Genomic DNA, 23,924 nt, shown 5'->3' with positions numbered 1-23,924 from the left:
TCTATTCCGCTCAAGGTCTGCCGGGTGAGCCGGAAGTGGGCCAGGAGCGGGCCAGGGGCGGGTCGGCGGCGGCTCTCGGAAGCCTGCCGGGACCGCTAGATTCCCGGCACATGACCACCGAACCGCAGGACCCCGACGCGGCACACCTCGCGTTCTGGAGCGAACGGCACCTCTGCACGCTGACGACACCCCGCCCGGACGGCAGCCCGCACGTGGTGCCCGTCGGAGTGACATACGACCCGGAGCGCCGGCTCGCTCGGGTCATCGCCGACAAGGCGAGCCGTAAGGTGCGCAACGTCCTGGCGGCGGGGCCCGAGGGCGCCCGGGTAGCGGTCTGCCAGGTGGACGGCCGCCGCTGGGCCACCCTGGAGGGGCGGGCGCGGGTGCGCACAAAACCTGAGGAGGTCGGGGAGGCGGAACGGCGGTATGCCGAGCGGTACGGGAGGACGCCACGGGTGAATCCGGGGCGGGTGGTGATCGAGATCGAGGTGGGCCGCGTGATGGGTCACGGCTGACCGAAACCCCTCACCGGCCAGGTCCGACGATTTCCGGCCACTGCGCAACCGTTCCGAAGCCGGAAATGTCCCCACAAACTGCAGCGGCGTCACCGTGTTCAGGTCACGGTGACGCCGCTGCGGGGGGAAGCACCTGAGGCGATCTGTTACGACGGGGGAATCGCGTCAGGCACTGCGGGGGGTGGCTGAGATGGTTCGCGGCGCGGCCTGGGGAGCCGGTTCCGCAAGCTGATGGTCGCGCTGATCCAGGTTCACGAAGATCATTCCGTACCGGATGGCGCACCGCACGGGCTGCGGCGCCCCCCGGGGCCGCCGCAGACACCGGTAGGCCCGTACGTCGTCCTCCTCGTCCCGCGTGACGACCACCGGTTCTCCGAACACTGTCACCATCAACGAGTCACCACTGTGGGGGATGGCGGTGACCAGGTCGATGAAGTGCCAGCCGGAGCGGTAGGCGGTGGCCATCTCACGGCGAAAGGAGCGGTCGTCGGGTGGCGTGGTCACTTCAGCTCCCGTATTCCTCTGCCTCGGAATCCGCTCCAGTCACCACGCCGGAAGTATCGGCGTCCACAGACACACTCGGCCAGCTGGTGTTCGCTCGGACATCACCCTTCGTGCCGGCGATACCACTCAGCGCACCGAGGGCCGCGACGACGGAGAGGGTGGCACCAAGCACCGAGCGAAGCATTCTGTTGCGCATGGTCGGCTTCGTCCTCACTTGAAGGTCCCCTTTCCCCCGTCGAGTACGACGATGGCTCATTCGGGCACATCATGGCCACACAAACGATGCATCATGTTCCTGCATGTTCAGGACCCTGGGGGGTAGAAAATTTGTCACCTATACGAACAAAAGAGACACACCCCCACGCAATGACCGAACTCTGCGTGGAGGGGGGGCGCATCTACGCTTCGGCGCTCCGCACGGGCCGAGTCGCCCGCGCGGATGCGGAAACGGTGCCCTGCCTCATGGAGTTCGCCCTGCTCCACCCCGATCCGGACGACCCGGAGTGGCTGCGGCCGGTCCCTCCCGCACTCGCCCTCGCCCAGCGGCTCAACCCACTGGAACTCGAGATAGCCGAACGCCGGCGTCTGTCGATCGAACTCGCCGACACCTTCGAGCCTTTCATGACCCTGGGCACCCCAGGGATGCCGACCGGCGATGCCATCACCGTGCTGGAGGGCGGGGACCGGATCAACAACGCCCTCAACCTGGCCACGGCCCAGTGCCAGACGGAGGTGCTCACGGTCCAGCCCGGCCGCATATCCGAACACGGGCTGCTCCAGGGGCTCGAGCGCGACAGACCGTTGATAGAGCGTGGCGTGCGGATCCGCACGCTGTACCAGCACACGGCCCGCTACAGTCCGGAGAAGCTGGCCTACGGCGCCCAACTCGCCGACGGCAGGGTGGAGTACCGCACCATCGACGAACTGGTGGAGCGCGTGATCATCTGCGACGAGACCGTCGCCTTCATCCCGACCCGGGACGATCAGCAGGTCGCCCTGGAACTGCGTCACCCGGGCCTCATCCGGTATCTCATCAAGGTGTTCGAGTACATGTGGGACCGAGCCGTACCGCTGAGCGCCGGCGCCCCCTACGAAACCGCCGGCGACGGCATCACGGAGATCCAGCACTCCATCGCCAAACTCCTCATCGAGGGCCATGTCGACGAGGCCATCGCCCGCCGTCTGGGGATGAACGTCCGCACCTGCCGGGCCCACATAGCCAAGCTGGCCACCGCGCTCGGCAGCGGAAGCCGGGCCCAACTCGGTTACCTGATAGCGCAATCCGGGATCCTGGACCGGGACAGCTGAGTTGACGGGCCGACGAAGAGGACGTGGGTGACGGACCAGGTGCTTGATCAGGAAGCCTCGGCGGAGATCGGCCGACCGACCCCCGGGGCGCACCAGGAGCACGGCGTGGAGGAACTGTGCGCCAAGGGCGCACGACTGTACGAACGCGCCCTGCGCGAGGGCCGGGTGGCCGCCCTCGATGCCGAACCGGCGCCCTGCCTCCTCGAGTTCGGCCTGCTGCACCCGGCCGTGGACGACCTGGACCGGCTCGAACCCGTGGCCCCCGCGCTCGCCCTGCACGGCCTGCTGCGCGCCTCCGCGGCCCGGATCGCCGCCGAGCGCCATCGCGAGGAACGGCTCGCGGCTCTGTTCGAGCCCCTCATGCGCACCACCGGCGCCACCACCGCGCCCACCGAGCCGGCCTCCCTGCGCATCCTCAGCACCTACGAGCGGATCAACCAGGCGATCACCGAGGCGATGACGGAAGCGGCCTTCGAACTCCTGAGCATCCAGCCGCACATCCAGTACACCGACAGCGGCCAGGAGGAGGCACAGGCCACCGCCCTGACCCGCGACCAGGCCCTCCTCGACCGGGGCTGCCGCATCCGCACCCTGTACCAGCACACCACGCGCCACCAGCCACTGATCCTGGCCCGCTACGAGAAGCTCCGGGGCGATGTGGAGGCCCGCACCCTGGACGAAGTCAGCGACCGGCTCATCGTCGTCGACCGCAAGGTCGCCTTCGTCCCGGCCGGCGAGGACAGCGGGCTGGCCCTGGAGGTCCGCCACCCCGCCCTGCTCACCTACTTCACCACCGCCTTCGAACGGTTCTGGAACCTGGCCACGCCCATGCACCCGCAGGCCGTCCGGCAGCCCACCCTGAACGGCGTCACCCCCCGCCAGCGCGCCATCGCCACCCTCCTCGTGGAGGGCCACACCGACGCCGTGATCGCCGCTCGCCTCGGCATGAACGTGCGCACCGCCCGCGTCCACATCGCCAAACTCGCCGCGACCCTCGGCAGCGAGAGCCGCGCCCAGCTCGGCTATCTCATCGGCCGCTCGGGGATCCTTGACCAGGAACAGCATCCGGGGCCGGAGTAGGAGCGGGGGCGGGGGCCGGAGCGGAAGCGGGATCGGCGGTCGGAGCGGAAGCGGGGGCCGCGGTCGCCGCGGAGGACGGCAGGGCGCAGGCGCCCGTGTCCACCGGGCCGTCCAGCCCCACCTGCGCGATCCGCACCCCGAGCTGGGTGCGGCTCGCCGCGCCCAGGGTCTCCGAAAGGCGGGCGATGTGGGCGCGGCAGGTACGGACACTGATGCCGAGCCGTTCGGCGATGACCGCGTCCTGGTGCCCCTCCGCCAGCAGGGTGGCGATGGACTGCTCGCGGTGCGAGATGCCCTGCACCCGGGTCTCGGGGAGCGGGCCGGTGAGCGGGATCGCGAGGCGCCAGAAGCGCTCGAAGACCGTGACCAGGTAGGCGACCAGGGCCGGGTGGCGCAGCTCCAGCGCCATCGTGCGGTCGGCGTTCGCCGGCACGAAGGCCACCTTGCGGTCGAAGAGGATCAGCCGGTCGATGACCTCGTCCAGGGTGCGGGCCTCCACCGCGCTGCCCATCAGCTCCAGATAGTTCAGCAGGCCCTGCCCGTGCCGCGCCACATGGGTGTAGAGGTCGCGCATCCGGACCCCGCGGCCGCGCAGCTCCAGGGCGCGGTGCAGGCCCTCCGACAGTTCGTGCTCGCGCCGGATGCCGCCCGGCTGGACCGTCAGGACCTCCGTCGTGCACGCCTCGGTCGCCTGGTCCAGGGCCGCCTGGATCCGGGAGTCGCCGTCCAGGACCCGGATCGCCGCACCCTCCCCGGCCTGCCCGCCCGGCACGGGGCCGCCGAGGCCGGCGTACCACTCGAAGGCGGCGACCGCGGAGCCCATCCGCCGCTGGCTCGCGCTCACCTCGTCGTGCAGGCCGCGCAGCAGCCGGGTCATGACCTCCTGCGGGGAGGTCGGCACCAGCCAGTCCATGTCGTCGGGGTCGGGGTGGAGCAGGGCCAGCTCCAGGAGGCACGGAACCGGCTCGGCATCGCCGCGCGGCACGCGTCCCCGCCGTACGGCCCGGGAATACACACGATCCCCGGCCTCGCACAGTCGGTCAGCACCGTGAGGATGCCCCTCCGCCCCGTGCCCGGCCATCGCCCATCCCACCCCCGCTTGACGCCTCTCTCTCGCCTGTTCCGCAGCGCAACTATGCGCGGACTGGACCGGCTCCGCAACACGGCTCTCCCGGCCAGGGCAGCGGAAAACCGCTCATATGACCGGGTTTCTCCTGGCCTCCGCCCCTCGCACTGCAACAAGCTGACGGTGGTGCCGGACCGGACGAAGGCGCATCGTTGGTTCCGCTTCCCCTTCGGGTGCTCCCCACCCGCAGGAGGGGCAACGGGGGAGTCCGGCCGGGTAACGGGGGAGCCCGGCCGGGCACCGGTACGTTCCGCGTGTGCGCTCCCGGAAACCACCGAGTGATCGGCGCGTTACGTCCCACACTTAACGTCAGGCCATGGCGGACATATTTGACGCATACGCGTTGGCCGACGCGTGGGACGAGATGTTCGAGCGGCCGGGTGAGGTCAGGGCCGCCTACGAGCCGGTACTGGCGGCGCTCCAGCCGATCGAACCAGGTGAACTGCGGTTCCGGGCCGACCAGATGGCCCGCGCCTTCACCGACCGTGGCGTGACCTACGCCTTCGCGGGCGAGGAGCGGCCCTGGCCGCTGGACCTCGTGCCCAGAATCCTCGACGCCGTCGAGTGGGATTTCATACAACGGGGCGTCACCCAGAGAGTCAGGGCCCTGGAGGCCTATCTCGCGGACGCCTACGGCCCCTGCCGCGCCTTCGAGGACGGAGTGGTCCCCTGGCGGCTGCTGCTGGGTTCCGCGCACTTCCACCGCGCGGCGCACGGCGTGGAGCCACCGGGCGGCGTCCGCATCCACGTCGCCGGCATCGACCTGGTCCGGGACGAGGCGGGCGACTTCCGGGTCCTCGAGGACAACGTCCGGGTGCCCAGCGGGGTGTCGTACGTCATCGAGAACCGGCGGGCCATGACCCGGGTCTTCCCGTCGCTCTTCGACGGACAGCACGTGGTGCCCGTCGACGGGTACGCCGGCCGGCTGCTGGCCGCGCTGCGGGCCGCCGCGCCCGGCCGGACCCCCGATCCCCGGGTCGTCGTGCTCACCCCCGGTCCCAGCAACGCCGCCTACTTCGAGCACGCGCTGCTGGCCCGGCTGATGGGCGTCCAGCTGGTCGAGGGGCACGACCTCGTCTGCCGCAACAACCGGGTGTGGATGCGGACGACGAAGGGCGAGGTGCCGGTGCACGTCGTCTACCGGCGGCTCGACGACGACTTCCTCGACCCCCTCCACTTCCGCCCCGACTCGGTGATCGGCTGCCCGGGCATCCTGAGCGCGGCCGTGGCCGGAAACGTCACCCTCGCCAACGCGGTCGGCAACGGCATCGCCGACGACAAACTGCTGTACACGTACGTACCGGACCTGATCCGTTACTACCTCGCAGAGGAACCGATTCTCCCCAACGTCGAGTCGTACCGCCCCGATGAACCCGGCCAGCTCGAGGCCGTCCTCGACCAGATCGACCAGCTGGTCGTCAAGCCCGTCGACGGGGCCGGCGGTCAGGGCATCGTCATCGGTCCGAAGGCCGACGCGAAGACCCTCGAGAAGACCCGCAAGGCCGTCGCCGCCGACCCGCGCGGTTTCATCGCCCAGCGGCCCGTCGCCCTGTCCACCTCCCCCACCCTCGCGGGCGAGCGCATGGCCCCCCGCCACATCGACCTGCGTCCGTTCGCCGTCAACGACGGCACCGACGTGTGGGTGCTGCCCGGCGGCCTCACCCGCGTGGCCCTCCAGGAGGGCAACCTGATCGTCAACTCCAGCCAGGGCGGCGGCTCCAAGGACACCTGGGTACTCGCCGAGGGCCCCGTCGAAGGCCCCGCCCCCGTCCCCGACGACAACACGCTCCCGTCCGTCGTCCCCCGTCAGCTCGGCCCGGACGGGATCCCCGCCGGAGTACAGGAAGGGGCGCAGCAACAGTGAACGACGTGATCCTCTCCCGCATAGCGGAGGCGCTGACCTGGACCGGCCGCTATGTCGAACGGGCCGACGCCACCGCGCGCATCCTCGACGCCTACCTCCACCGCATGCTGGAGGACCCGTGGCGCGACGAGGACGTGGCCTGCCGGTCGCTGTACGCGATCCTCGGCGTGGACGCGGGCACCGGACCCTGCGACATGCAGCAGGTCCTGGACCAGCTGGCCTTCGACGCCCGCTCGACCGGCTCCATCGAGGGCGCGCTGGGCGCCGCCCGGCTGAACGCGAGAAGCGCCCGCGAGGCGGTGTCGTCCGCCATGTGGGAGTGCCTGAACGCCACCTGGCACGCCCTCGCCGACCAGCGCCGCGCGGCCCGCCGCACCGGCCCCTACGCCTATCTGGAGCTGGTCCGCAGCCGGGCCGCCCTCTTCTTCGGCCTCGCCGACTCCACGATGAGCCGGGACGACTCCTGGCGGTTCGTCGTCCTCGGCCGGAGCCTTGAGCGGGTGGACATGACCGTACGGCTGCTGTCGGTGCGCGTGCTGGACGCCGCCCACGCCCCGGACTGGCCGACCCTGCTCAGCGCGTCCGGCGCCGACGAGGCGTTCGCACGGGTCTACGGCGGCTTCGGCGACACCCCCAGAGTGGCCGAGTTCCTGCTCCTGGACCGCGACTTCCCGCGCTCGGCGCTGCACGCGCTGACCACGGCCGAGGAGTGCCTCACCGCCCTCGGCCGTCCCCGCCAGGACCCGGCCCGCCGCCCCATCGGCAGGCTGCGCACCCGCCTGGAATACCTCGACACCCACGCCCTGGAAGAACAGCTCCCCCTGCTGCTGAGGGACTTGCAGACAGCCTGCATGGCCTCGGCGGAGGCGGTCGCCGAGCGGTTCTTCCCGTACCAGGGGCCCGTCGTGTGGGCCCAGGAAGGAGCGTGAGCACGATGACCCGCAGACTCCGCATCCGTCACACGACCCGTGTCTCCTACGCGCAGGCCGCCGTCTCGTCCCACAACGAGGTCCGGATGACGCCCCTCACCCTGCCCGGCCAGACCACGCTGGACTCCCGGGTGACCATCCGCCCGGCGGCCACGACCTGGTCGTACTGGGACTACTGGGGTACCCAGGTCACCGCGTTCGAGCTGATGGACCCGCACGCCGACCTCACCATCACCGCCTCCAGCCTGGTGGAGACGGCCCCGCCGGAGCCGTTGCCGCAGCCGCTGGACTGGGCGGACGTGGCCGAACGCACGGCCGGCTCACGGCTGCTGGAGTTCGCGGCCTCCACGGCCCGTACGACGGTCCCGCCGAAGCTGGTGAAGAAGGCGCGCAAGGCGGCGGCCGGACTCGACCCGCACGACACGGCGGTGGCCGTCTCCGCGCTGGTCGCCGACCGGGTCTCCTACCTGCCCGGCGCGACCGGGGTGAACACCTCGGCCACGGAGGCCTGGGAGCAGGGCGCGGGCGTCTGCCAGGACATCGCCCATGTCACGATCGCCCTGCTGCGGGGGCTGGGTCTGCCGACCCGCTATGTCTCCGGCTACCTCCACCCCGAACGGGAGGCCGAACTCCACCGCCCGGTGGCCGGGCAGAGCCACGCCTGGATCGAGTACTGGGCGGGCGACTGGCACGGCTACGACCCCACGAACCGGACCCGTGCCGACGAGTCCCACGTGGTGGTCGGCCGGGGCCGCGACTACGACGACGTCACCCCGCACAAGGGCATCTACCGGGGGGTCGCCGGGGGCCCGCCGGAAGTGACGGTGGAGTTCACCCGGGTGGCCTGAGGGCCGGTCCGGGGGGCGGCTCCGGCGACGGACCGCCCCTCCCGCAACCGCGTCCGGGCCGCGTCGGGGCTACTTCAGCTTGATGGCGTCGCAGGCGGCCTGGTACGCGGGGGTGCAGATCTGGGACACCTTGTAGATGCCGTCCGCGATGATGGTCGTCTTGATGTTGGTCTTGGTCAGCGCGACCACGGTCACCAGCTTGGCCGGGATGTCCTTCTGGGTCGCGCTGTCGACCTTGTCCCGGGTGAGCGCCTCGAACTGCAGCTCACGGCCCTGGACCTTGGCGACGGCCGCCTCCGCGGCCGTCTGGCCCAGGGTGGGGTACGGCTTGTAGACGGTCATGTACTGCTCGCCGGTGACGATCCGCTGCACGGCCGGCAGCTCGGCGTCCTGCCCGGTGATCGGCGGCAGGTCGCTGTCGCTCATGCCCGCCGCCTTCATGGCCTTGATGGCCCCGCCGGCCATGGCGTCGTTGGCGGAGTACACGGCCGCGATGTTGTTCTTGCCGAGCTTCGCGAGCGCGTCGGCCATGTGCTGCTGGGCGATCTTCGGGTCCCACGCGTCGGTGTCGTAGTCCGCCGAGATCGTCACCCGGCCCTTGAGCTCGTTGAGCGCGCCCGCCTTGAACTGCGCGGCGTTGGGGTCGGTGGGCGAGCCGTTGATCATGACGATCTTGTCGGCGGTGCTGGCCGAGCCCAGCGCCTCGGTGATGGAACGGCCCTGCACCTCGCCGACGAGCTCGTTGTCGAAGGAGACGTACGCGTCGATCGGGCCCTCGGCGAGACGGTCGTAGGCGATGACCGGGATGCCCGCCTCCTTGGCCTTCTTCACCATGGGGACGATCGCCTTGGAGTCGACGGCGTCGAGCACGATGCAGTCGACCTTCTCGTCGATCATCTTCTGCATCTGGATGTTCTGCGTCTTGGTCTTGCCCTTGGCGTTGGCGTACTCGGTCTTGCCCTTGTTGCTGGTCAGCGACGCGACGGTCGACTTGATGTAGGGGTAGTCGAACTCCGCGTACCGGGTGTTCGTCGCCTCCGGCATCAGAACGCCGATGGTGATGTCGTTGCTGCGGGTCGGTGTCGCGCTGCTGCTGTCCCCCGAGGCCCCGAACATTCCGCATCCCGCGAGCGAGAGGGACATCGTGGAGGCGACCACAGCTATGGCGATACGACGCATTCGGGGGCTCACTTCAGGTGTGTTCCGGACCTGGGTGCGACAGATTGACCCAGATCTGAAAAGACAACGCGGCGGCGGCCACCGGCGTCAAGCGGAACCACTTAACGAAGTAGCAACATCACGCTCCGTTTGGTGGCGGAGAACGCATGGAGATGTAGCGGAGATCGAGCGGAACCGCATCCAAACACTCCTTACGGACCCTCCATCCGGAGGAGTTCCGGAAATCCGGACCCGGCGGCACCCCTCACGGCCGGCACCACCCGGCCGGCACCCCGGCCCGAGGCATGTGCGCAGGGGCCCGGAGAATCCCCCGGGCCCCTGCGCAACGATGCGTGTCCGTCGGTCAGTCCGACGGCTGCTGCCGCTTGGGCCGCCACACCACCAGCGCGCTCGTCTGCTGGACCTCCTGGTACGGGACCAGGTCGCGGCGGTAGGAGGCGTGGACCGCCGCCTCGCGCTGCTGCATCGCCGCGGCCGCGCCGTCCAGGGCGTCCTGGAGTTCCGCGACGCGGGACTGGAGGGCCGCCACCTGGTTCTCCAGCTCGATGATGCGCTTGATGCCGGCCAGGTTGATGCCCTCGTCCTGCGACAACTGCTGCACGGTGCGCAGCAGTTCGATGTCGCGGGCCGAGTAGCGGCGGCCCCGGCCGGCGGTGCGGTCGGGGGATACCAGGCCCAGGCGGTCGTACTGACGCAGGGTCTGCGGGTGCAGGCCGGAGAGCTGGGCCGCCACCGAGATGACGTAGACCGGGGTCTCCTCGGTCAGTTCATACGGGTTACGCCGCCGGCCGTCCATCACTCTCAAGCTCCCTTCGCGGCCTCGAAGAGGTCCGCCCGCGGGTCCTCGTCCACGGTCGCCTCGCGATACGCCTCGAGCGCTTCACGAGCATTCCCCGACAGGTCCTTCGGCACACTCACCTCGACGGTGACCAGCAGGTCGCCGCGGGTGCCGTCCTTGCGGACCGCGCCCTTGCCCCGCGCCCGCATGGTGCGGCCGTTGGGGGTGCCGGGCGGCAGCTTCAGGGTGAGGGGCGGGCCCCCGAGGGTGGGGACCTTGACCTCCCCGCCCAGGGCCGCCTCGGTGAAGGTCACCGGGACCGTCACCGTCAGGTTGTCGTCCTTGCGGCCGAAGACAGGGTGGGCTCCGACGTGGACCACGACGTAGAGGTCGCCGGCGGGACCGCCCCGCTCGCCGGGGGCGCCCTTGCCGCGCAGCCGGATGCGCTGCCCGTCCGTCACCCCGGCCGGGATGCGGACCTGCATCGTCCTGGACGACTTGGCCCGGCCGCTGCCCTTGCAGTCCAGGCAGGGGTGCTCGGCGATCAGGCCGCGGCCCTTGCAGTCCGGGCAGGGGTCGGTGAGGGAGAAGCCTCCGCCGGAGCCGCGCGCGACCTGGCCCGTGCCGACGCAGGTCGGGCACACACGCGGTGTGCCGTTCTTGTCGCCGGTGCCGGAGCAGGCCTTGCACGGGGACTGCGAGGACATCCGCAGCGGGACCGTGGCGCCCTCGATGGCCTCGGTGAAGGTCAGGGTGACCTCGGTGTCGATGTCCTGGCCGCGCCGCGGCTGGGTGCGGGTCGTGCCGGCGCCGCCGCGGTTGAACAGGCCGCCGAACACGTCGCCGATGCCGCCGCCGAAGCCGCCGGAGCCCGCCCCGCCCTGGGCGCCGCCTCCGAAGAGGTCGCCCAGGTCGAAGTTGAAGGATCCGCCGGCGCCCGGGCCGGGGCGGAAGCCGCCGTTGCCGAAGAGGGCGCGTGCCTCGTCGTACTCCTTGCGCTTCTTGGGGTCACCGAGGACGTCGTTCGCCTCGGAGATCTCCTTGAAGCGCTCCTCCGCCTTGACGTTGCCCTTGTTGGCGTCCGGGTGGAACTCGCGGGCGAGTTTCCGGTACGCCTTCTTGATCTCGGCCTCGGTGGCGTCCTTGGGGACGCCGAGGACCTTGTAGAAGTCCTTCTCGATGAAGTCCTTGGTGCTCATCCTCGACGTCCCTCCTTCCGCGTCGCTCCGGCGGTCGCTTCAAGCTCAGCCCTCTTCCGGGCCACCGCTCTCCTTGTCGTCCGCCGGCTGCTCGGCCGGGGCCGCGTCCGAGGACTCGGCCTTCACGGTCTGGGCGCCGGGCTGGGGCTCGGCGACCGCCACCCGCGCGGGGCGGATGGTGCGCTCGCCGATGCGATACCCGGGCTGCAGAATCGCCACGCATGTCGTCTCGGTGACGTCGGGCGCGTAGCTGTGCATCAGCGCCTCGTGGATCGTCGGGTCGAAGGGCTCGCCCTCCTTGCCGAACTGCTGCAGGCCCATCTTGGCTGCGACGGTCTCCAGCGACTCGCCCACCGACTTGAAGCCGCCGACGAACTCGCCGTGTTCCCGCGCGCGGCCGATGTCGTCGAGGACGGGCAGGAGCTCGGTCAGGAGGTTCGCGATGGCGATCTCCTTGACCGCGATCCGGTCGCGCTCGACCCGGCGGCGGTAGTTCTGGTACTCGGCCTGGAGGCGCTGGAGGTCCGCGGTGCGCTCGCCGAGCGCGGTGCGCACCTGGTCCAGCTGGGCCACCAGACCCGCTGTCTGGTTCGCGTCCCCGGCCGGGGCCGCGCCCTCCTTCGAGGGGGCGGCCTTCGGCTCGGCGTCTTCAGGGGTGGCGCCGGAGGGGACGTCGGGCTTCTCCTCGAAGCCCGGGGTCTCCTCCGTCACGCGGCACCGTCCTTGCGCTCGTCGTCGACGATCTCGGCGTCCACGACGTCGTCGTCGGCCTTCGGGGCCTCGTCGGAACCGCCGGCGGTGGCCTGCGAGGCCTGGGCGTCGGCGTACAGGGCCTGGCCGAGCTTCTGGGAGACGGCCGCGACCTTCTCCGTCGCCGTGCGGATCTCGGCGGTGTCCTCGCCCTTGAGCTTCTCCTTCAGCTCGGTGACGGCCGCCTCGACCTCGGTCTTGATCTCGCCCGGGACCTTGTCGTCGTTGTCCTTGAGGAACTTCTCGGTCTGGTAGACGAGCTGCTCGCCCTGGTTGCGGGCCTCGGCGGCCTCGCGGCGGCGGTGGTCCTCGTCCGCGTACTGCTCGGCCTCCTGGCGCATGCGGTCGACCTCGTCCTTCGGCAGCGAGGAGCCGCCGGTGACGGTCATCTTCTGCTCCTTGCCCGTGCCGAGGTCCTTCGCGGTCACGTGCATGATGCCGTTGGCGTCGATGTCGAAGGACACCTCGATCTGCGGGACGCCGCGCGGGGCCGGGGGCAGACCGGTCAGCTCGAACATGCCGAGCTTCTTGTTGTACGCCGCGATCTCGCGCTCGCCCTGGTAGACCTGGATCTGGACGGAGGGCTGGTTGTCCTCGGCGGTGGTGAAGATCTCGGACCGCTTGGTCGGGATCGTCGTGTTCCGCTCGATGAGCTTGGTCATGATGCCGCCCTTGGTCTCGATGCCGAGGGACAGCGGGGTCACGTCGAGGAGCAGGACGTCCTTGACCTCGCCCTTGAGGACACCGGCCTGGAGGGAGGCGCCGATGGCGACGACCTCGTCCGGGTTCACGCCCTTGTTGGCGTCCTTGCCGCCGGTCAGCTCCTTGACGAGCTCGGCGACGGCGGGCATACGGGTCGAGCCGCCGACGAGGACGACGTGGTCGATCTCGGCGAGCGAGATGCCGGCGTCCTTGATGACGTTGTGGAACGGCGTCTTGCAGCGCTCCAGCAGGTCGGCCGTCAGCTGCTGGAACTGGGCGCGGGTGAGCTTCTCGTCCAGGTGCAGCGGGCCCTCGGCGGAGGCCGTGATGTAGGGCAGGTTGATCGAGGTCTCGGTGGACGAGGACAGCTCGATCTTGGCCTTCTCGGCGGCCTCGCGGAGGCGCTGGAGGGCCATCTTGTCCTTGCTGAGGTCCACGCCGTGGCCCGCCTGGAACTGCTTCACCAGGTAGTCCATGACGCGCTGGTCCCAGTCGTCACCACCGAGGTGGTTGTCGCCGTTGGTGGCCTTCACCTCGACGACGCCGTCGCCGATCTCCAGCAGGGACACGTCGAAGGTGCCGCCGCCGAGGTCGAAGACGAGGATGATCTGCTCGTCCTTGTCGAGGCCGTAGGCGAGCGCGGCCGCGGTGGGCTCGTTGACGATCCGCAGGACGTTCAGACCGGCGATCTCGCCGGCCTCCTTCGTCGCCTGGCGCTCGGAGTCGTTGAAGTAGGCCGGGACGGTGATGACCGCGTCGGTCACCTTCTCGCCCAGGTAGGCCTCGGCGTCCCGCTTCAGCTTCTGCAGGATGAACGCGGAGATCTGCTGCGGGTTGAAGGGCTTCCCGTCGAGCTCGATCTTCCAGTCGGTGCCCATGTGGCGCTTCACCGAGCGGATGGTCCGGTCCACGTTCGTGACCGCCTGGCGCTTTGCCACCTCGCCGACCAGCACCTCGCCGTTCTTGGCGAAGGCGACGACGGACGGCGTGGTCCTGGCACCCTCGGCGTTGGTGATGACGGTGGGCTCGCCGCCCTCCAGAACGCTGACGACGGAGTTGGTTGTGCCCAGGTCGATGCCGACCGCACGTGCCATGGTGATCTTCCTCCAGCTGACTTGAGTGGAACGGACTCAAGTGTGCACGACACCCCCCGCTCGGTCAACAGACCTGAGTCACACCCACTCAACTCTTATCCGTTCCTTACACGCAAGCTGGCGCTGACCTGCGGAGATACGGACCCTTCCCGCCGACGATCACCCGATTCAGGGGTCGGTGCATCGCTCTCCGGTTGACGCCGAGGCCCGTACACGCGCGCCCGGCGCGGACCCGGACGGACATTCCGGCGCCCTCCGCGCGCGCGTGCGGAAGCCTCGTACACCGGAACCCGCAGCAGCGGGAGCACGACCGCCAGGACCCCGCCCGCCACCCACCACAGCGCCTGCGGCCCCACCCATCCGGCATGCGCGAGCGTCCCGACGAGTACCCCGGAGAAGGCCGCCACACCGATCGACACCGCCGCCCCCCGCGGAGTGAGGCCCAACCGCCGCAGCCGGTGCGCGAGATGGTCCGGGCCGCCGCGCAGCAGGGGCCGTCCGGCCCGCCGACGCGACACGACGACGAGGACGGCGTCGGCGGCGGCGACCGCCGTGAGGGCGAACAGCACGCCCGCCCCCTCGGCCGTGTCGTACCCCGCGCGCGTGGTGACGGCCGCGGCAGCGAGCAGGAAGCCGGCGAACAGGGAGCCGCACGCGCCGAGCGCCACGCGCGCGGGGGGCCAGTTGTGCATGAGGAAGCCGGTCAGCGCGGCCGCGAGGACGCTCAGCAGCACGGCCAGGCCGTCCAGCACCTCGGCCGCCGCGCACGCGGCCGCCCCGAAGGCGGTGACGACCGCGACCGTGCCGGCCACCCCGTCGGAGTGGTCGAGGGACCTGAAGGCGAGCGCCACACAGGTGATCCAGCCGACGGCGACCACCGCGGCCCACGCGCCCGTGTCGCCGTACGGCACGACGAAGGACGCCGCCACCGCCGTACCGACCACCAGGAGGCGCGCCTTGAGCCGCCAGGCGTCGGCGACCAGCCCGAGCACGGCGACACCCGCGGCCGCGGCCAGCAGCGTGCCGATCCCCTCGCCCAGCGGGGCGACACCGGACCGGTCGCCTGCGACCGCGACCAGGCAGGTGGTGAGGACGACCGCGACGCCCCCGGACAGCGGTACGCGCCGCTGCCGCTGCCGTCGTTCGACCAGCCCCAGGCGCAGGGCGGGCACGCGCAGCAGCGCGGCGAGGGCGGCGGCGAGCAGGAGGGCGACGGTGGCGGCGGAGATCCCGTAGAGCACGGTTATAAATTAGTCACAAATGTACCAATTTGGTACGAATAACACGTCCGGATCGTCTCCCCGATCCGATCCTGTTCCTGAGGCGACCCTGAGCGATTCAGATCACTCCGCACCTCGCTACAGTGCGACGGAGAATACGGGGTAGTCTCAGACGGACTGCATAAGTTACCGCTTAGTAATCACATCCTGAAGACCCTCGCAGGCCCGAGGAGCCCCCTCATGCAACTCGCCGCGATCATCGTGTCGCTGGTCCTGACCGTGGTCGGCGTGGCGCTGCTCGCACGCGCCATCGGTCAGTTCGTCCGGTACTTCAAGCTGGGCCAGCCCGTGCCCGCCGGCAGCCGGACCGACAACCCCTATGCGCGCAGCGTGACGCTGGTCCGGGAGTTCCTCGGCCACACCCGCATGAACCGTTGGGGCATCGTCGGCTTCGCCCACTGGTTCGTGGCGATCGGCTTCCTGACGCTGCCGCCGACCATCATCACCGCCTACGGCCAGCTCTTCCAGGCCGACTGGACGCTCCCGGTGATCGGCGGCTTCCTGCCGTACGAGCTGTACATCGAGTTCATCGCCGCGATGACCACCCTCGGCATCGTCACGCTGATGGCCATCCGCCTGCTGAACCTGCCCTCGCGGCCCGGCCGCAAGTCGCGCTTCGCGGGCTCGAAGATGGGCCAGGCGTACTTCGTCGAGTACGTCATCCTCACCATCGGCCTGGCCATCTACGTGCTGCGCGGCCTCGAGGGCGCACTGCACCACGTGGACCACTTCGAGGCTGCGTACTTCGCCTCGTACCCGCTGGTCCTGGCCTTCAAGGGCCTGAGCGTCGGGACGCTGCAGAACCTGGTCTACCTGGCCGCCATGATCAAGCTCGGCACGACGATGGTCTGGATGATCGTGGTCTCGCTGAACACCAACATGGGCGTGGCCTGGCACCGCTTCCTGGCGTTCCCGAACATCTGGTTCAAGCGCGAGGCGGAGGGCGCGACCGCGCTCGGCGGGCTCCAGCCCATGACCTCCGGCGGCAAGCCGATCGACTTCACCGACCCCGGTGACGACGACGTCTTCGGCGTCTCCCAGGTCGAGCAGTTCTCCTGGAAGGGCCTGCTGGACTTCTCCACCTGCACCGAGTGCGGCCGCTGCCAGTCGCAGTGCCCCGCCTGGAACACCGGCAAGCCCCTCTCCCCCAAGCTGCTGATCATGTCCCTGCGGGACCACGCCCACGCCAAGGCGCCCTACCTGCTCGCGGGCGGCGGCAAGACCGTGGAGGGCGAGGAGAAGGCGTCCGAGGAGCAGCTCAAGGACGTCCCGGCGGCGGCGCTGGCCGAGGCCGAGCGCCCGCTGATCGGCACCGCCGAGGACAACGGCGTCATCGACCCGGACGTCCTGTGGTCCTGCACCACCTGCGGCGCCTGTGTCGAGCAGTGCCCGGTGGACATCGAGCACGTCGACCACATCGTCGACATGCGCCGCTACCAGGTCATGATCGAGAGCAGCTTCCCGTCCGAGGCGGGCACGATGCTCAAGAACCTGGAGAAGAAGGGCAACCCCTGGGGCCTCGCCAAGAAGCAGCGCCTGGAGTGGACGAAGGAGGTCGACTTCGAGATCCCGGTCGTCGGCCGCGACATCGAGGACCTCTCCGAGGTCGAGTACCTGTACTGGGTCGGCTGCGCGGGCGCCCTCGAGGACCGCGCGAAGAAGACCACCAAGGCGTTCGCCGAACTGCTCCACATCGCGGGCGTGAAGTTCGCGATCATGGGCGGCGACGAGAAGTGCACCGGTGACTCCGCCCGCCGCCTCGGCAACGAGCCCCTGTTCCAGGAACTCGGCATGGAGAACGTGGCCGCGCTGAACATGGCCTTCGGCGAGGACGACGACGACCCGGAGACGAAGAAGCCGAAGTCGGCGAAGAAGATCGTCGCCACCTGCCCGCACTGCCTCAACACCATCGGCAACGAGTACCCGCAGCTCGGCGGCGACTACGAGGTCATCCACCACACCCAGCTGCTCCAGCACCTGGTGGACGAGGGCAAGCTGATCCCCGTCACCCCGGTCGAGGGCATCATCACCTACCACGACCCCTGCTACCTGGGCCGCCACAACAAGATCTACACGCCGCCGCGCGAGATCATGACCGCCGTCCCGGGCCTGCGCCAGCAGGAGATGCACCGCCACAAGGAGCGCGGCTTCTGCTGCGGCGCCGGCGGCGCGCGGATGTGGATGGAGGAGCGGATCGGCAAGCGCATCAACAACGAGCGTGTCGACGAGGCCCTCTCCCTCAACCCCGACATCGTCTCGACGGCCTGCCCGTTCTGCCTCGTCATGCTGACCGACTCGGTCAACGGCAAGAAGAACGACGGCAAGGCCAAGGAGTCCATCCAGGTCGTGGACGTCGCCCAGCTGCTGCTGGAGTCCGTCAGGACCCCGATGGACCCGGAGGACTCCGCGGAGGCGGAGAGCGAGCCGGAGCCGGAGCCGGTGAAGTAGCCGCTCCCTCCCCCCACGACCGACGACGCCCCGAGGCCCGGCACACGGGCCCGGGGCGTCGCGCGTGCTCGTCCGCACCTCGCCCGCGAAACGGCCGGGAAACGGCGTTCGGGCAGGGCGCCGATCGTGCCCCTGATCTCAACTGGGGTGTCCCCCTAGGGGATCGGGCGGAGGATGTCCGGTGGCCGCCTAGGGGATGTCACAGCTCAGCAGCAAAGGCGCACGCGGGCGGCCGAGCCCGCACGTCACTCTCCGGAACCAGGTACGTTCGAGGACGTGGCTGGATTCAGGATCGGACGCGGCGGCCGGGACGACCGCGCCCCGCAAGCGCGACCGCAACACTCTCCGAACGGGCGGCAGGCGCCCCAGCGGCCCTCGGGGCAGCCGGGGCAGTCCGGGCACGCCCCGGGGCCGTCGTACGGCTATCCGCCGGCGCAGCAGCCGTACCCGCCGACGCAGACGCGGCCGCAGTACCGCGGTGGCGGACAGCAGCCGCCGTACGGCGGTTCGAACGGGGGCGGCTGGCCCCAGGCGAACGGCGGCCAGGGCGGCGGTGAACCGGAGTACTTCGGCGACGGCGGCTACCCGCCCGGCCCCGGCACCCCGGACCCGTACGCGGCCAACAACCCGGGACACACCCAGGCGTTCTCGATCGACGACCACGCCCCGTACGGGCAGGGCGGTCAGAGCGGCCCCGGCGGGCAGGACTACGGCCGCGGCGAGACGTACCACGCGGGTTCGGCCCCCTCGGGCCCGATCGGGCCGCGGCTGCACTGGAAGGACCTGCTGCGGGGCATCATCGTGTCCCCCAACCAGACCTTCCTGCAGATGCGGGACTACACGATGTGGGGCCCCGCCCTCATCGTCACCTTCCTCTACGGCCTGCTCGCGGTCTTCGGTTTCGACGACACCCGCACGGACGCGATAAACGCCACCCTGTCCAACGCCATCCCGATCGTCCTGACGACGGCCGTGGCGATGGTGCTGAGCTCCCTCGTCCTGGGCGTGGTCACCCACACCCTGGCCCGCCAGCTCGGCGGCGACGGCGCGTGGCAGCCCACGGTCGGCCTCTCGATGCTGATCATGTCCCTCACGGACGCCCCGCGCCTGGTCGTGGCGATGTTCTTCGGCGGCGACGCGGCGTTCGTGCAGCTGCTGGGCTGGGCCACCTGGGTGGCGGCCGGCGCGCTGCTGACGCTGATGGTCAGCCGCTCCCACGACCTGCCCTGGCCGAAGGCGCTGGGCGCGTCCGCGATCCAGCTGATCGCGCTGCTGTCGATCGTGAAGCTCGGCACGTTCTGACAGACATCTGTCGATCAGGCCCGCGCAGGCCCGCGCGGGCCCGCGCAGGCCCACGGAGAGGGGCTCCCGTCACCGGACGGGAGCCCCTCTTCTGTTGCCCGCGTCGCCTGTGCCGTCCGTGTCGGCCGCGTCGCCCGCGCAGGTGAGCGAAGGTGCGTTCTACTCAGCCGTCACCCGCGCGGCCCGCCGTGCCGAGCGGGTCAGCGACGGAAGCCGCCACCGCGGTGGTGACGCTCGTACCCCCAGGACTCCTGGTCGATGACACGACCGTGGTCGTTGCGCAGGGTGACGGTGTCGGAGCGACGGTCCCAGACCGAGTTGTGGCGGTCCTGGTAGAGGTCCGTGCGGCTGTCACGGCCCTGGCCGGTGTGGACGCGGACCGTGGCCCGGCCCTCCAGACGGTAGTGGTCGAAGGTGTAGGTACGGCCGTCCTCGTCCTCGAGGGTCCAGCCGTCGAGGTTGACCGACTGGCGCCTGGTGTTGGTGAGTTCCACCCACTCCTTGTTCAGCTCGCGGTAGGAGCGGTCGCCGCGGCCCGGCGAGGCGTGGTGCACGGCCGAGATCTCCACCCGCGTGCGGTCCGGCCGGACGTGGTCGGACGCGGACGCCGGCAGCGCCACCGCTCCGACCAGGGCGCCGGCCGCGAGGGCGGCTGCGGTGAGACGACGGGCGGAGACAGAAGCGGAAGCGGACAAAGGGTCCCCCTGCGGGTACGGGCACCTCCCGGGTACGGCCCCTCCGGCCCTACCGGGAGTCGGTGCGGTGTGCGGTGGCGGCCGGTCGGCCGCACACCCACACTCTGTCCACCCCGTGGAGAAAGCAGGGGGGAAACGCGAATCGTGTTACCTATTGCCCATATTTCCGTGACTCTCGGATGCAGCGTCCATTTATGCGACTGATGCACGAAGTTGACGCCCCTGTCGACCATGAACCCAAGGGGCGTCTGAACACCTCCCGCCGACCGCCACCCCGCGCCACCCCACCCCGCTCCGACCCGTCACCCGAAAGTGAGCAACAGAGAGGTGATGCGGGTCACCGTCCGGCTGCCTCGGATGACACGAGTAACAACGACGCGGGGTAGTACCGCGGAAACGATCGCCGAACCGGCGTCGGCAAGCAGGCTGTCGTCAGCCCGCGCTCGTCCACGCGTCCGGGCGGGGCACCAGCACCGCGGAGACCACCGGGTGGGACGAGGCCATGACATCGACCACGAATCGCAGACGCCCGACGCCGAGTCGGCGCAGTGCCTTCCCGTGGTCGGCGGCGACGACGAGGGAGACCACGAGCAGGAGAAGTCGCCACAGGGCCATCACCGGGTGGCGCGTCGCGCGGGGCAGCCCGGCCAGGGAGGCGTGCAGTCGTTCGCAGTGGAACGGGACGTGGCGCTGTTCGTCCGACAGGATCCGCCCCGCCACATCCGCGGTGAGCGAGTCGTCGGTGCCGTCACGCAGGGCCCGGTAGTAACGCAGCGCCACCACTTCCGCGATCATCAGCACCAGCAGCTCCATGCGGAGCCCCATGAGACGCCGCAGCCGTACGAAGACCGCGTCGCTCCAGTGTCCGGTCAGCGTCGGTATGCCCCCCGCGGCCAGCAGCCGGGCAAGCAGCCGGGCATGGTTCTGTTCCTCGGCGATGAAGAGCCGGACCGCCCGACCGTAGTCGGCGTCGCCGGCCAGGTCCGCTTTGCGGACGAGGTTGGCGCCGTCACCGTCCTCGCCGACCTGGAAGCGCTGGATGCTGGCCCACACCGCCGGATGCTGCGTCGCGCTCCGCCCCCAGTCCGGATCCCCCTGGGCACGCCTGCGCTCGCGTTCGTCCTCGAACCGCCTGGTCCACTCGGCGAAGCCGCCCGTACGCACCGCCTTGCCCACCGCCGATCTGTTCCGCTGCGGACCGTCCGACGTCCCCCGGGCCACGAAGCAGCTCAGAGCGCCTCTCGAGACGGCGTGACCGGCTCCCCCGACCTACGCACCACAGGCAGCACACTCCACGGAAAGTTGATCCAGTCGTCGGTGCGCTTCCAGACGTACTCGCACTTCACCAGGGACTGCGACTTCTCGTATATGACGGCGGAGCGGACCTCCGCGACCGCGTCGCGGCAGAAGTCGTGCACCAGCTTCAGGGTCTTGCCGGTGTCGGCGACGTCGTCGGCGATGAGGACCTTCTTCTCGGAGAAGTCGATCACGTCGGGGACGGGCGCGAGCATGACCGGCATCTCGAGGGTGGTTCCCACACCTGTATAGAATTCAACATTCACCAGGTGGATGTTCTTGCAGTCGAGGGCGTAGGCGAGCCCGCCGGCCACGAAGACACCGCCGCGGGCGATGCTGAGGACGACGTCGGGGACGTACCCGTCGTCGGCGATGGCCTGTGCCAGCTCGCGCACCGCGACGCCGAACTGCTCGTACGTCAGGTTCTCCCGCACAGGACTGCTCATATGGCGCTCACACCTGCGTCCGGTGGAAGTTGAGGAAGGACCGGGAGGCGGTGGGGCCGCGCTGCCCCTGGTAGCGGGAGCCGTACCGTTCGCTGCCGTACGGGTGCTCGGTCGGCGAGCTCAGCCGGAACATACACAGCTGTCCGATCTTCATACCGGGCCAGAGCTTGATCGGGAGCGTGGCGAGGTTGGACAGCTCGAGGGTGACGTGACCGGAGAAGCCCGGGTCGATGAAGCCGGCGGTCGAGTGGGTGACGAGCCCGAGCCGCCCCAGCGAGGACTTCCCCTCCAGCCGCGAGGCAAGATCGTCGGGCAGCGTGATGACCTCGTACGTCGACGCGAGGACGAACTCCCCGGGGTGCAGGATGAACGGCTCGTCCCCCTCCGGCTCCACCAGCCGGGTGAGGTCCACCTGCTCGATCGAGGGATCGATGTGGGGGTAGCGGTGATTCTCGAACACCCGGAAGTAGCGGTCGAGACGTACGTCGATGCTGGACGGCTGCACCATGGATTCGTCGTAGGGATCGATCCGTACCCGCCCGGCGTCGATCTCGGCCCGGATGTCCTTGTCTGAGAGAAGCACGCCCCGAGGATACGCAAGACGCGCGGAGCCCCCGCAATCAGGACGACTCCGCGCGTCAGACCGCTGCTGCCTGCTGCCCTACCGCTTCTCGAGAATCACCGGCACCGCACTGCGGAGCCGGGCACATCGCGGACACCGGACGAGCCGGCCCGGGCCGAGCCGCTCCGCCTGCTGCATCGGGAACGTAGCGGTACTGAACACGTGCCCATCGGCACAACGGACGACGGTGCGCTCCATCAAGTCCTAGAGTCCCTTCCCCAAAGAGCCGCGTCCGGCTGCTGCTCGCCGGACAACGAAAGCCACATTACGGGACGAACGGGACGACCCTCCAGGCGGCACTCCGACCCCGCCCGACCCCTCTTCCGCACCCCCACCGTACGCCCCAACTCCGGCCCGCCGCAGCAGGATCCCACCCCCTGAAACGCACCAGGACCCCTGGGGCTCCAGCGCCGGGGGTCCTGGATGTTGTAGAGTGACGAGGCGATCGGACACCGGCCCTGACCGGCGTCTTACGCGGGTGTAGTTTAATGGTAGAACATCAGCTTCCCAAGCTGAGAGCGCGAGTTCGATTCTCGTCACCCGCTCCATGGAGAAGGCCCAGGTCATCGACCCGGGCCTTTTTGTTGTGCTCGGCGATCACTCGCCGCGTGCCAGATTCGTGCCAGAAGGGTGATCGTCGGGGGCGGCGGTGGGCTGTTCCGGCACGGCCGCAGCTTCCTGGCGTGCCTTGCGGACCGTCGCGTCGAGACCGGCTGCAACTTCCTGCTGTCGGTCGTCGTCGGAGTGCTGGTCGATCAGCGCGGCTTTCTCGGAGGACTGGCCGGCGCGGACCATCGTGTCCTTGAGGGTGGCGCCGGATCGGGTGGACAGGGTGACGCCGGCCTCACCATCCGCCCCTTCACGCCGTACGTGGTGCACCGCATCAGCCGTGGCATGGCCACCCCGTCCAACTCGTCGCCATCACCGCCCTGATGCTCACCGGAGCCGACCCTGGCTGCATCGATCAGTAGTGGTTCAGGCTCGGTTTCCGTGACGTCGTCGCGCCCGAACGGTGCGTGTGCCTGGTACGGCGACGGAACAACCCGCACGGTCAGCTTCATGGTGACCTCCGCACAGCGAACGCCGTCTCCAAAGACGCCTCGGCTCAGACCTTCTCCGCACTCACGCGTGGATGCTCGGCAGTGAGCAGCCCGATGTCTTCCACATCGGAAGTCAGGATCGTCAACCGGCCGGGATGCTGCAGGGCAGTAGCGCACAGCATGGCGTCGATAGCGTATTTGTGGCCATGCAGCCCCGCTGCGCGCAGCAAAGCGGCAGCGGATTGCGCGACGGCCTGGGTCACCGGCTCAACACTCAGGCGGGACAGGGTCCACTTCAGTGCGGCGTCGTTGATCTTCGGGTGGATCACCTCGACCAGCACGGCGGCTGAGGTGATCACTGGCAGGTCCGCGTCGCGAGCCGCCGTCAGCCACTCGTGGATTTCCCGATCACGCTGTACGGCCTTCGCCAGGCCCTCGCTGCCCAGGACCAGGGCACCGCTCACGCGGCCGACCCAGCATTTGTAGCGCCGCCGGTCAGCCGGGCACGCTTGGCCGCCACGGCCTCGGGGTCGGCCGGGCCGTGCACCTTGTCGAAGTCCGCGATCAGCTCGTCCAGGTTGTCCCGCTCGATCTGCCGCTGGGCCGCCTTCTCCAGGTAGGCCGAGACGCCCCGCTTGCCGACCCGCTCACGGATTGCCTGCAGAGTTCCGGCGGTCAGCGTGACGGAGATACCGCTGGTGGGGCCGTCGCCAGGCAGGAAGTCCACGTCGTCATCAGTCACGCTTCGTGTATGCCATTGAAAATGGCATAGCGGGTGGCAAGCGCACGGGATTCGGACCGGATGAGGAGGAATCCAGTGCCGGAGGCTGGTGCGTGCCATGCAGCCGCAACGCCGCCTCAACAGCTGATCTCCGCTCGGGGCGGCCCGTGGTTATTGTCTAGTCCAATTCGGGGGTCG

At 69.8% G+C, this 23,924-nt stretch carries 22 protein-coding genes, 1 tRNA gene and 1 pseudogene; 9 read left to right on the top strand and 15 right to left on the bottom strand.

Going from position 1 to position 23,924, the window contains the following annotated elements; genetic code table 11:
* The first annotated feature begins 110 nt into the window (after window positions 1–110).
* Complete coding sequence (locus ABT057_RS23600; protein WP_352345527.1) at window positions 111–515, top strand: pyridoxamine 5'-phosphate oxidase family protein; 405 nt, start codon at window positions 111–113, stop codon at window positions 513–515.
* A gap of 165 nt (window positions 516–680) precedes the next feature.
* Here the strand turns inward: ABT057_RS23600 and ABT057_RS23595 are convergent, their stop codons facing one another.
* Window positions 681–1,019: a hypothetical protein gene (locus ABT057_RS23595; protein WP_352345525.1), complete on the bottom strand. Its 339-nt coding sequence runs from the start codon at window positions 1,017–1,019 to the stop codon at window positions 681–683.
* Window positions 1,020–1,385: 366 nt separating this feature from the next.
* Between ABT057_RS23595 and ABT057_RS23590 the strand changes: the two genes are divergently transcribed.
* Both ABT057_RS23590 and ABT057_RS23585 read left to right on the top strand, forming a co-directional pair.
* A complete protein-coding gene (locus tag ABT057_RS23590; protein ID WP_352345523.1) occupies window positions 1,386–2,327 on the top strand; it encodes a helix-turn-helix transcriptional regulator in 942 nt (313 codons plus the stop codon).
* Between the two features lie 66 nt (window positions 2,328–2,393).
* A complete protein-coding gene (locus ABT057_RS23585; RefSeq protein WP_352345625.1) occupies window positions 2,394–3,407 on the top strand; it encodes a helix-turn-helix transcriptional regulator in 1,014 nt (337 codons plus the stop codon).
* Here the strand turns inward: ABT057_RS23585 and ABT057_RS23580 are convergent.
* Window positions 3,355–4,488, bottom strand: coding sequence for a helix-turn-helix transcriptional regulator (locus ABT057_RS23580; protein ID WP_352345521.1), 1,134 nt, complete (start codon window positions 4,486–4,488; stop codon window positions 3,355–3,357). The genes ABT057_RS23585 and ABT057_RS23580 overlap by 53 nt on opposite strands.
* A 361-nt stretch (window positions 4,489–4,849) precedes the next feature.
* Between ABT057_RS23580 and ABT057_RS23575 the strand changes: the two genes are divergently transcribed.
* Genes ABT057_RS23575 through ABT057_RS23565 form a run of 3 tightly spaced genes read left to right on the top strand, consistent with a single transcriptional unit; the run spans window position 4,850 to window position 8,174 of the window.
* Window positions 4,850–6,397 (top strand): circularly permuted type 2 ATP-grasp protein, encoded by a 1,548-nt coding sequence (locus tag ABT057_RS23575; protein WP_352345519.1) that lies wholly within the window; start codon window positions 4,850–4,852, stop codon window positions 6,395–6,397.
* The gene (locus tag ABT057_RS23570) at window positions 6,394–7,326 is read left to right on the top strand and encodes an alpha-E domain-containing protein (RefSeq protein WP_352345517.1); all 933 of its coding nucleotides are present in this window, start codon (window positions 6,394–6,396) and stop codon (window positions 7,324–7,326) included. Before ABT057_RS23575 ends, ABT057_RS23570 begins: the two co-directional genes overlap by 4 nt.
* Before the next feature lie 5 nt (window positions 7,327–7,331).
* Window positions 7,332–8,174, top strand: coding sequence for a transglutaminase family protein (locus tag ABT057_RS23565; RefSeq protein WP_352345515.1), 843 nt, complete (start codon window positions 7,332–7,334; stop codon window positions 8,172–8,174).
* A 69-nt stretch (window positions 8,175–8,243) separates the two neighbouring features.
* Here ABT057_RS23565 and ABT057_RS23560 read toward each other — a convergent pair whose 3' ends face one another.
* The 6 genes from ABT057_RS23560 to ABT057_RS23535 all read right to left on the bottom strand — a co-directional run bounded on the left by ABT057_RS23560 (window position 8,244) and on the right by ABT057_RS23535 (window position 15,117).
* Window positions 8,244–9,353 (bottom strand): sugar ABC transporter substrate-binding protein, encoded by a 1,110-nt coding sequence (locus tag ABT057_RS23560; protein ID WP_352345513.1) that lies wholly within the window; start codon window positions 9,351–9,353, stop codon window positions 8,244–8,246.
* 343 nt (window positions 9,354–9,696) lie between these two features.
* Window positions 9,697–10,149, bottom strand: a complete 453-nt coding sequence (locus ABT057_RS23555) for a heat shock protein transcriptional repressor HspR (RefSeq protein WP_352345511.1) — start codon at window positions 10,147–10,149, stop codon at window positions 9,697–9,699.
* A gap of 5 nt (window positions 10,150–10,154) precedes the next feature.
* Complete coding sequence (dnaJ, locus tag ABT057_RS23550; RefSeq protein WP_352345509.1) at window positions 10,155–11,330, bottom strand: molecular chaperone DnaJ; 1,176 nt, start codon at window positions 11,328–11,330, stop codon at window positions 10,155–10,157.
* A gap of 45 nt (window positions 11,331–11,375) precedes the next feature.
* The gene (gene grpE, locus ABT057_RS23545) at window positions 11,376–12,041 is read right to left on the bottom strand and encodes a nucleotide exchange factor GrpE (RefSeq protein ID WP_352345507.1); all 666 of its coding nucleotides are present in this window, start codon (window positions 12,039–12,041) and stop codon (window positions 11,376–11,378) included.
* Entirely contained in the window at window positions 12,038–13,876 is a 1,839-nt protein-coding gene (gene dnaK / locus ABT057_RS23540; protein WP_352345505.1) for a molecular chaperone DnaK, read from the bottom strand. The genes grpE and dnaK overlap by 4 nt, the downstream gene beginning before the upstream one ends.
* A gap of 95 nt (window positions 13,877–13,971) precedes the next feature.
* Window positions 13,972–15,117, bottom strand: coding sequence for an MraY family glycosyltransferase (locus ABT057_RS23535; RefSeq protein ID WP_352345503.1), 1,146 nt, complete (start codon window positions 15,115–15,117; stop codon window positions 13,972–13,974).
* A gap of 219 nt (window positions 15,118–15,336) precedes the next feature.
* On the opposite strand from ABT057_RS23535, the gene ABT057_RS23530 reads away from it, so the two are divergent.
* Together ABT057_RS23530 and ABT057_RS23525 are read left to right on the top strand one after the other, a co-directional pair.
* Window positions 15,337–17,604, top strand: coding sequence for a (Fe-S)-binding protein (locus ABT057_RS23530; RefSeq protein ID WP_352345501.1), 2,268 nt, complete (start codon window positions 15,337–15,339; stop codon window positions 17,602–17,604).
* A gap of 276 nt (window positions 17,605–17,880) precedes the next feature.
* Window positions 17,881–18,906, top strand: coding sequence for a Yip1 family protein (locus ABT057_RS23525; RefSeq protein ID WP_352345499.1), 1,026 nt, complete (start codon window positions 17,881–17,883; stop codon window positions 18,904–18,906).
* Window positions 18,907–19,106: 200 nt separating this feature from the next.
* On the opposite strand, the gene ABT057_RS23520 is transcribed toward ABT057_RS23525, so the two are convergent.
* The 4 genes from ABT057_RS23520 to dcd form a co-directional block, all read right to left on the bottom strand.
* Window positions 19,107–19,601, bottom strand: coding sequence for a lamin tail domain-containing protein (locus ABT057_RS23520; RefSeq protein ID WP_352345497.1), 495 nt, complete (start codon window positions 19,599–19,601; stop codon window positions 19,107–19,109).
* A gap of 432 nt (window positions 19,602–20,033) precedes the next feature.
* Window positions 20,034–20,765 carry a ferritin-like domain-containing protein gene (locus ABT057_RS23515; protein ID WP_352345624.1) on the bottom strand — a complete coding sequence of 244 codons (732 nt, stop codon included), beginning with the start codon at window positions 20,763–20,765 and terminating at the stop codon, window positions 20,034–20,036.
* A gap of 65 nt (window positions 20,766–20,830) precedes the next feature.
* A complete protein-coding gene (locus ABT057_RS23510; protein WP_352345495.1) occupies window positions 20,831–21,343 on the bottom strand; it encodes a phosphoribosyltransferase in 513 nt (170 codons plus the stop codon).
* A 7-nt stretch (window positions 21,344–21,350) separates the two neighbouring features.
* Complete coding sequence (dcd, locus tag ABT057_RS23505; RefSeq protein WP_352345493.1) at window positions 21,351–21,926, bottom strand: dCTP deaminase; 576 nt, start codon at window positions 21,924–21,926, stop codon at window positions 21,351–21,353.
* Window positions 21,927–22,439: 513 nt separating this feature from the next.
* On the opposite strand from dcd, the gene ABT057_RS23500 reads away from it, so the two are divergent.
* Window positions 22,440–22,513, top strand: a tRNA-Gly gene (locus ABT057_RS23500).
* Between the two features lie 49 nt (window positions 22,514–22,562).
* Here ABT057_RS23500 and ABT057_RS23495 read toward each other — a convergent pair.
* From ABT057_RS23495 to ABT057_RS23485, 3 genes and pseudogenes are all read right to left on the bottom strand, one after another.
* Window positions 22,563–22,805: pseudogene (locus ABT057_RS23495) on the bottom strand (tyrosine-type recombinase/integrase); the annotation flags it as partial.
* A gap of 265 nt (window positions 22,806–23,070) precedes the next feature.
* Window positions 23,071–23,469 carry a PIN domain-containing protein gene (locus tag ABT057_RS23490; RefSeq protein WP_352345491.1) on the bottom strand — a complete coding sequence of 133 codons (399 nt, stop codon included), beginning with the start codon at window positions 23,467–23,469 and terminating at the stop codon, window positions 23,071–23,073.
* Window positions 23,466–23,747 carry a hypothetical protein gene (locus ABT057_RS23485; RefSeq protein WP_352345489.1) on the bottom strand — a complete coding sequence of 94 codons (282 nt, stop codon included), beginning with the start codon at window positions 23,745–23,747 and terminating at the stop codon, window positions 23,466–23,468. Before ABT057_RS23485 ends, ABT057_RS23490 begins: the two co-directional genes overlap by 4 nt.
* Window positions 23,748–23,924 lie beyond the last annotated feature (177 nt).

The sequence above is a fragment of the Streptomyces sp. NPDC002588 genome, from assembly GCF_040295925.1.
Lineage (GTDB): Bacteria > Actinomycetota > Actinomycetes > Streptomycetales > Streptomycetaceae > Streptomyces.
The sequence above is the reverse complement of the archived record's forward strand: the minus strand, read 5'-3'. Positions and strand labels throughout refer to the sequence as shown.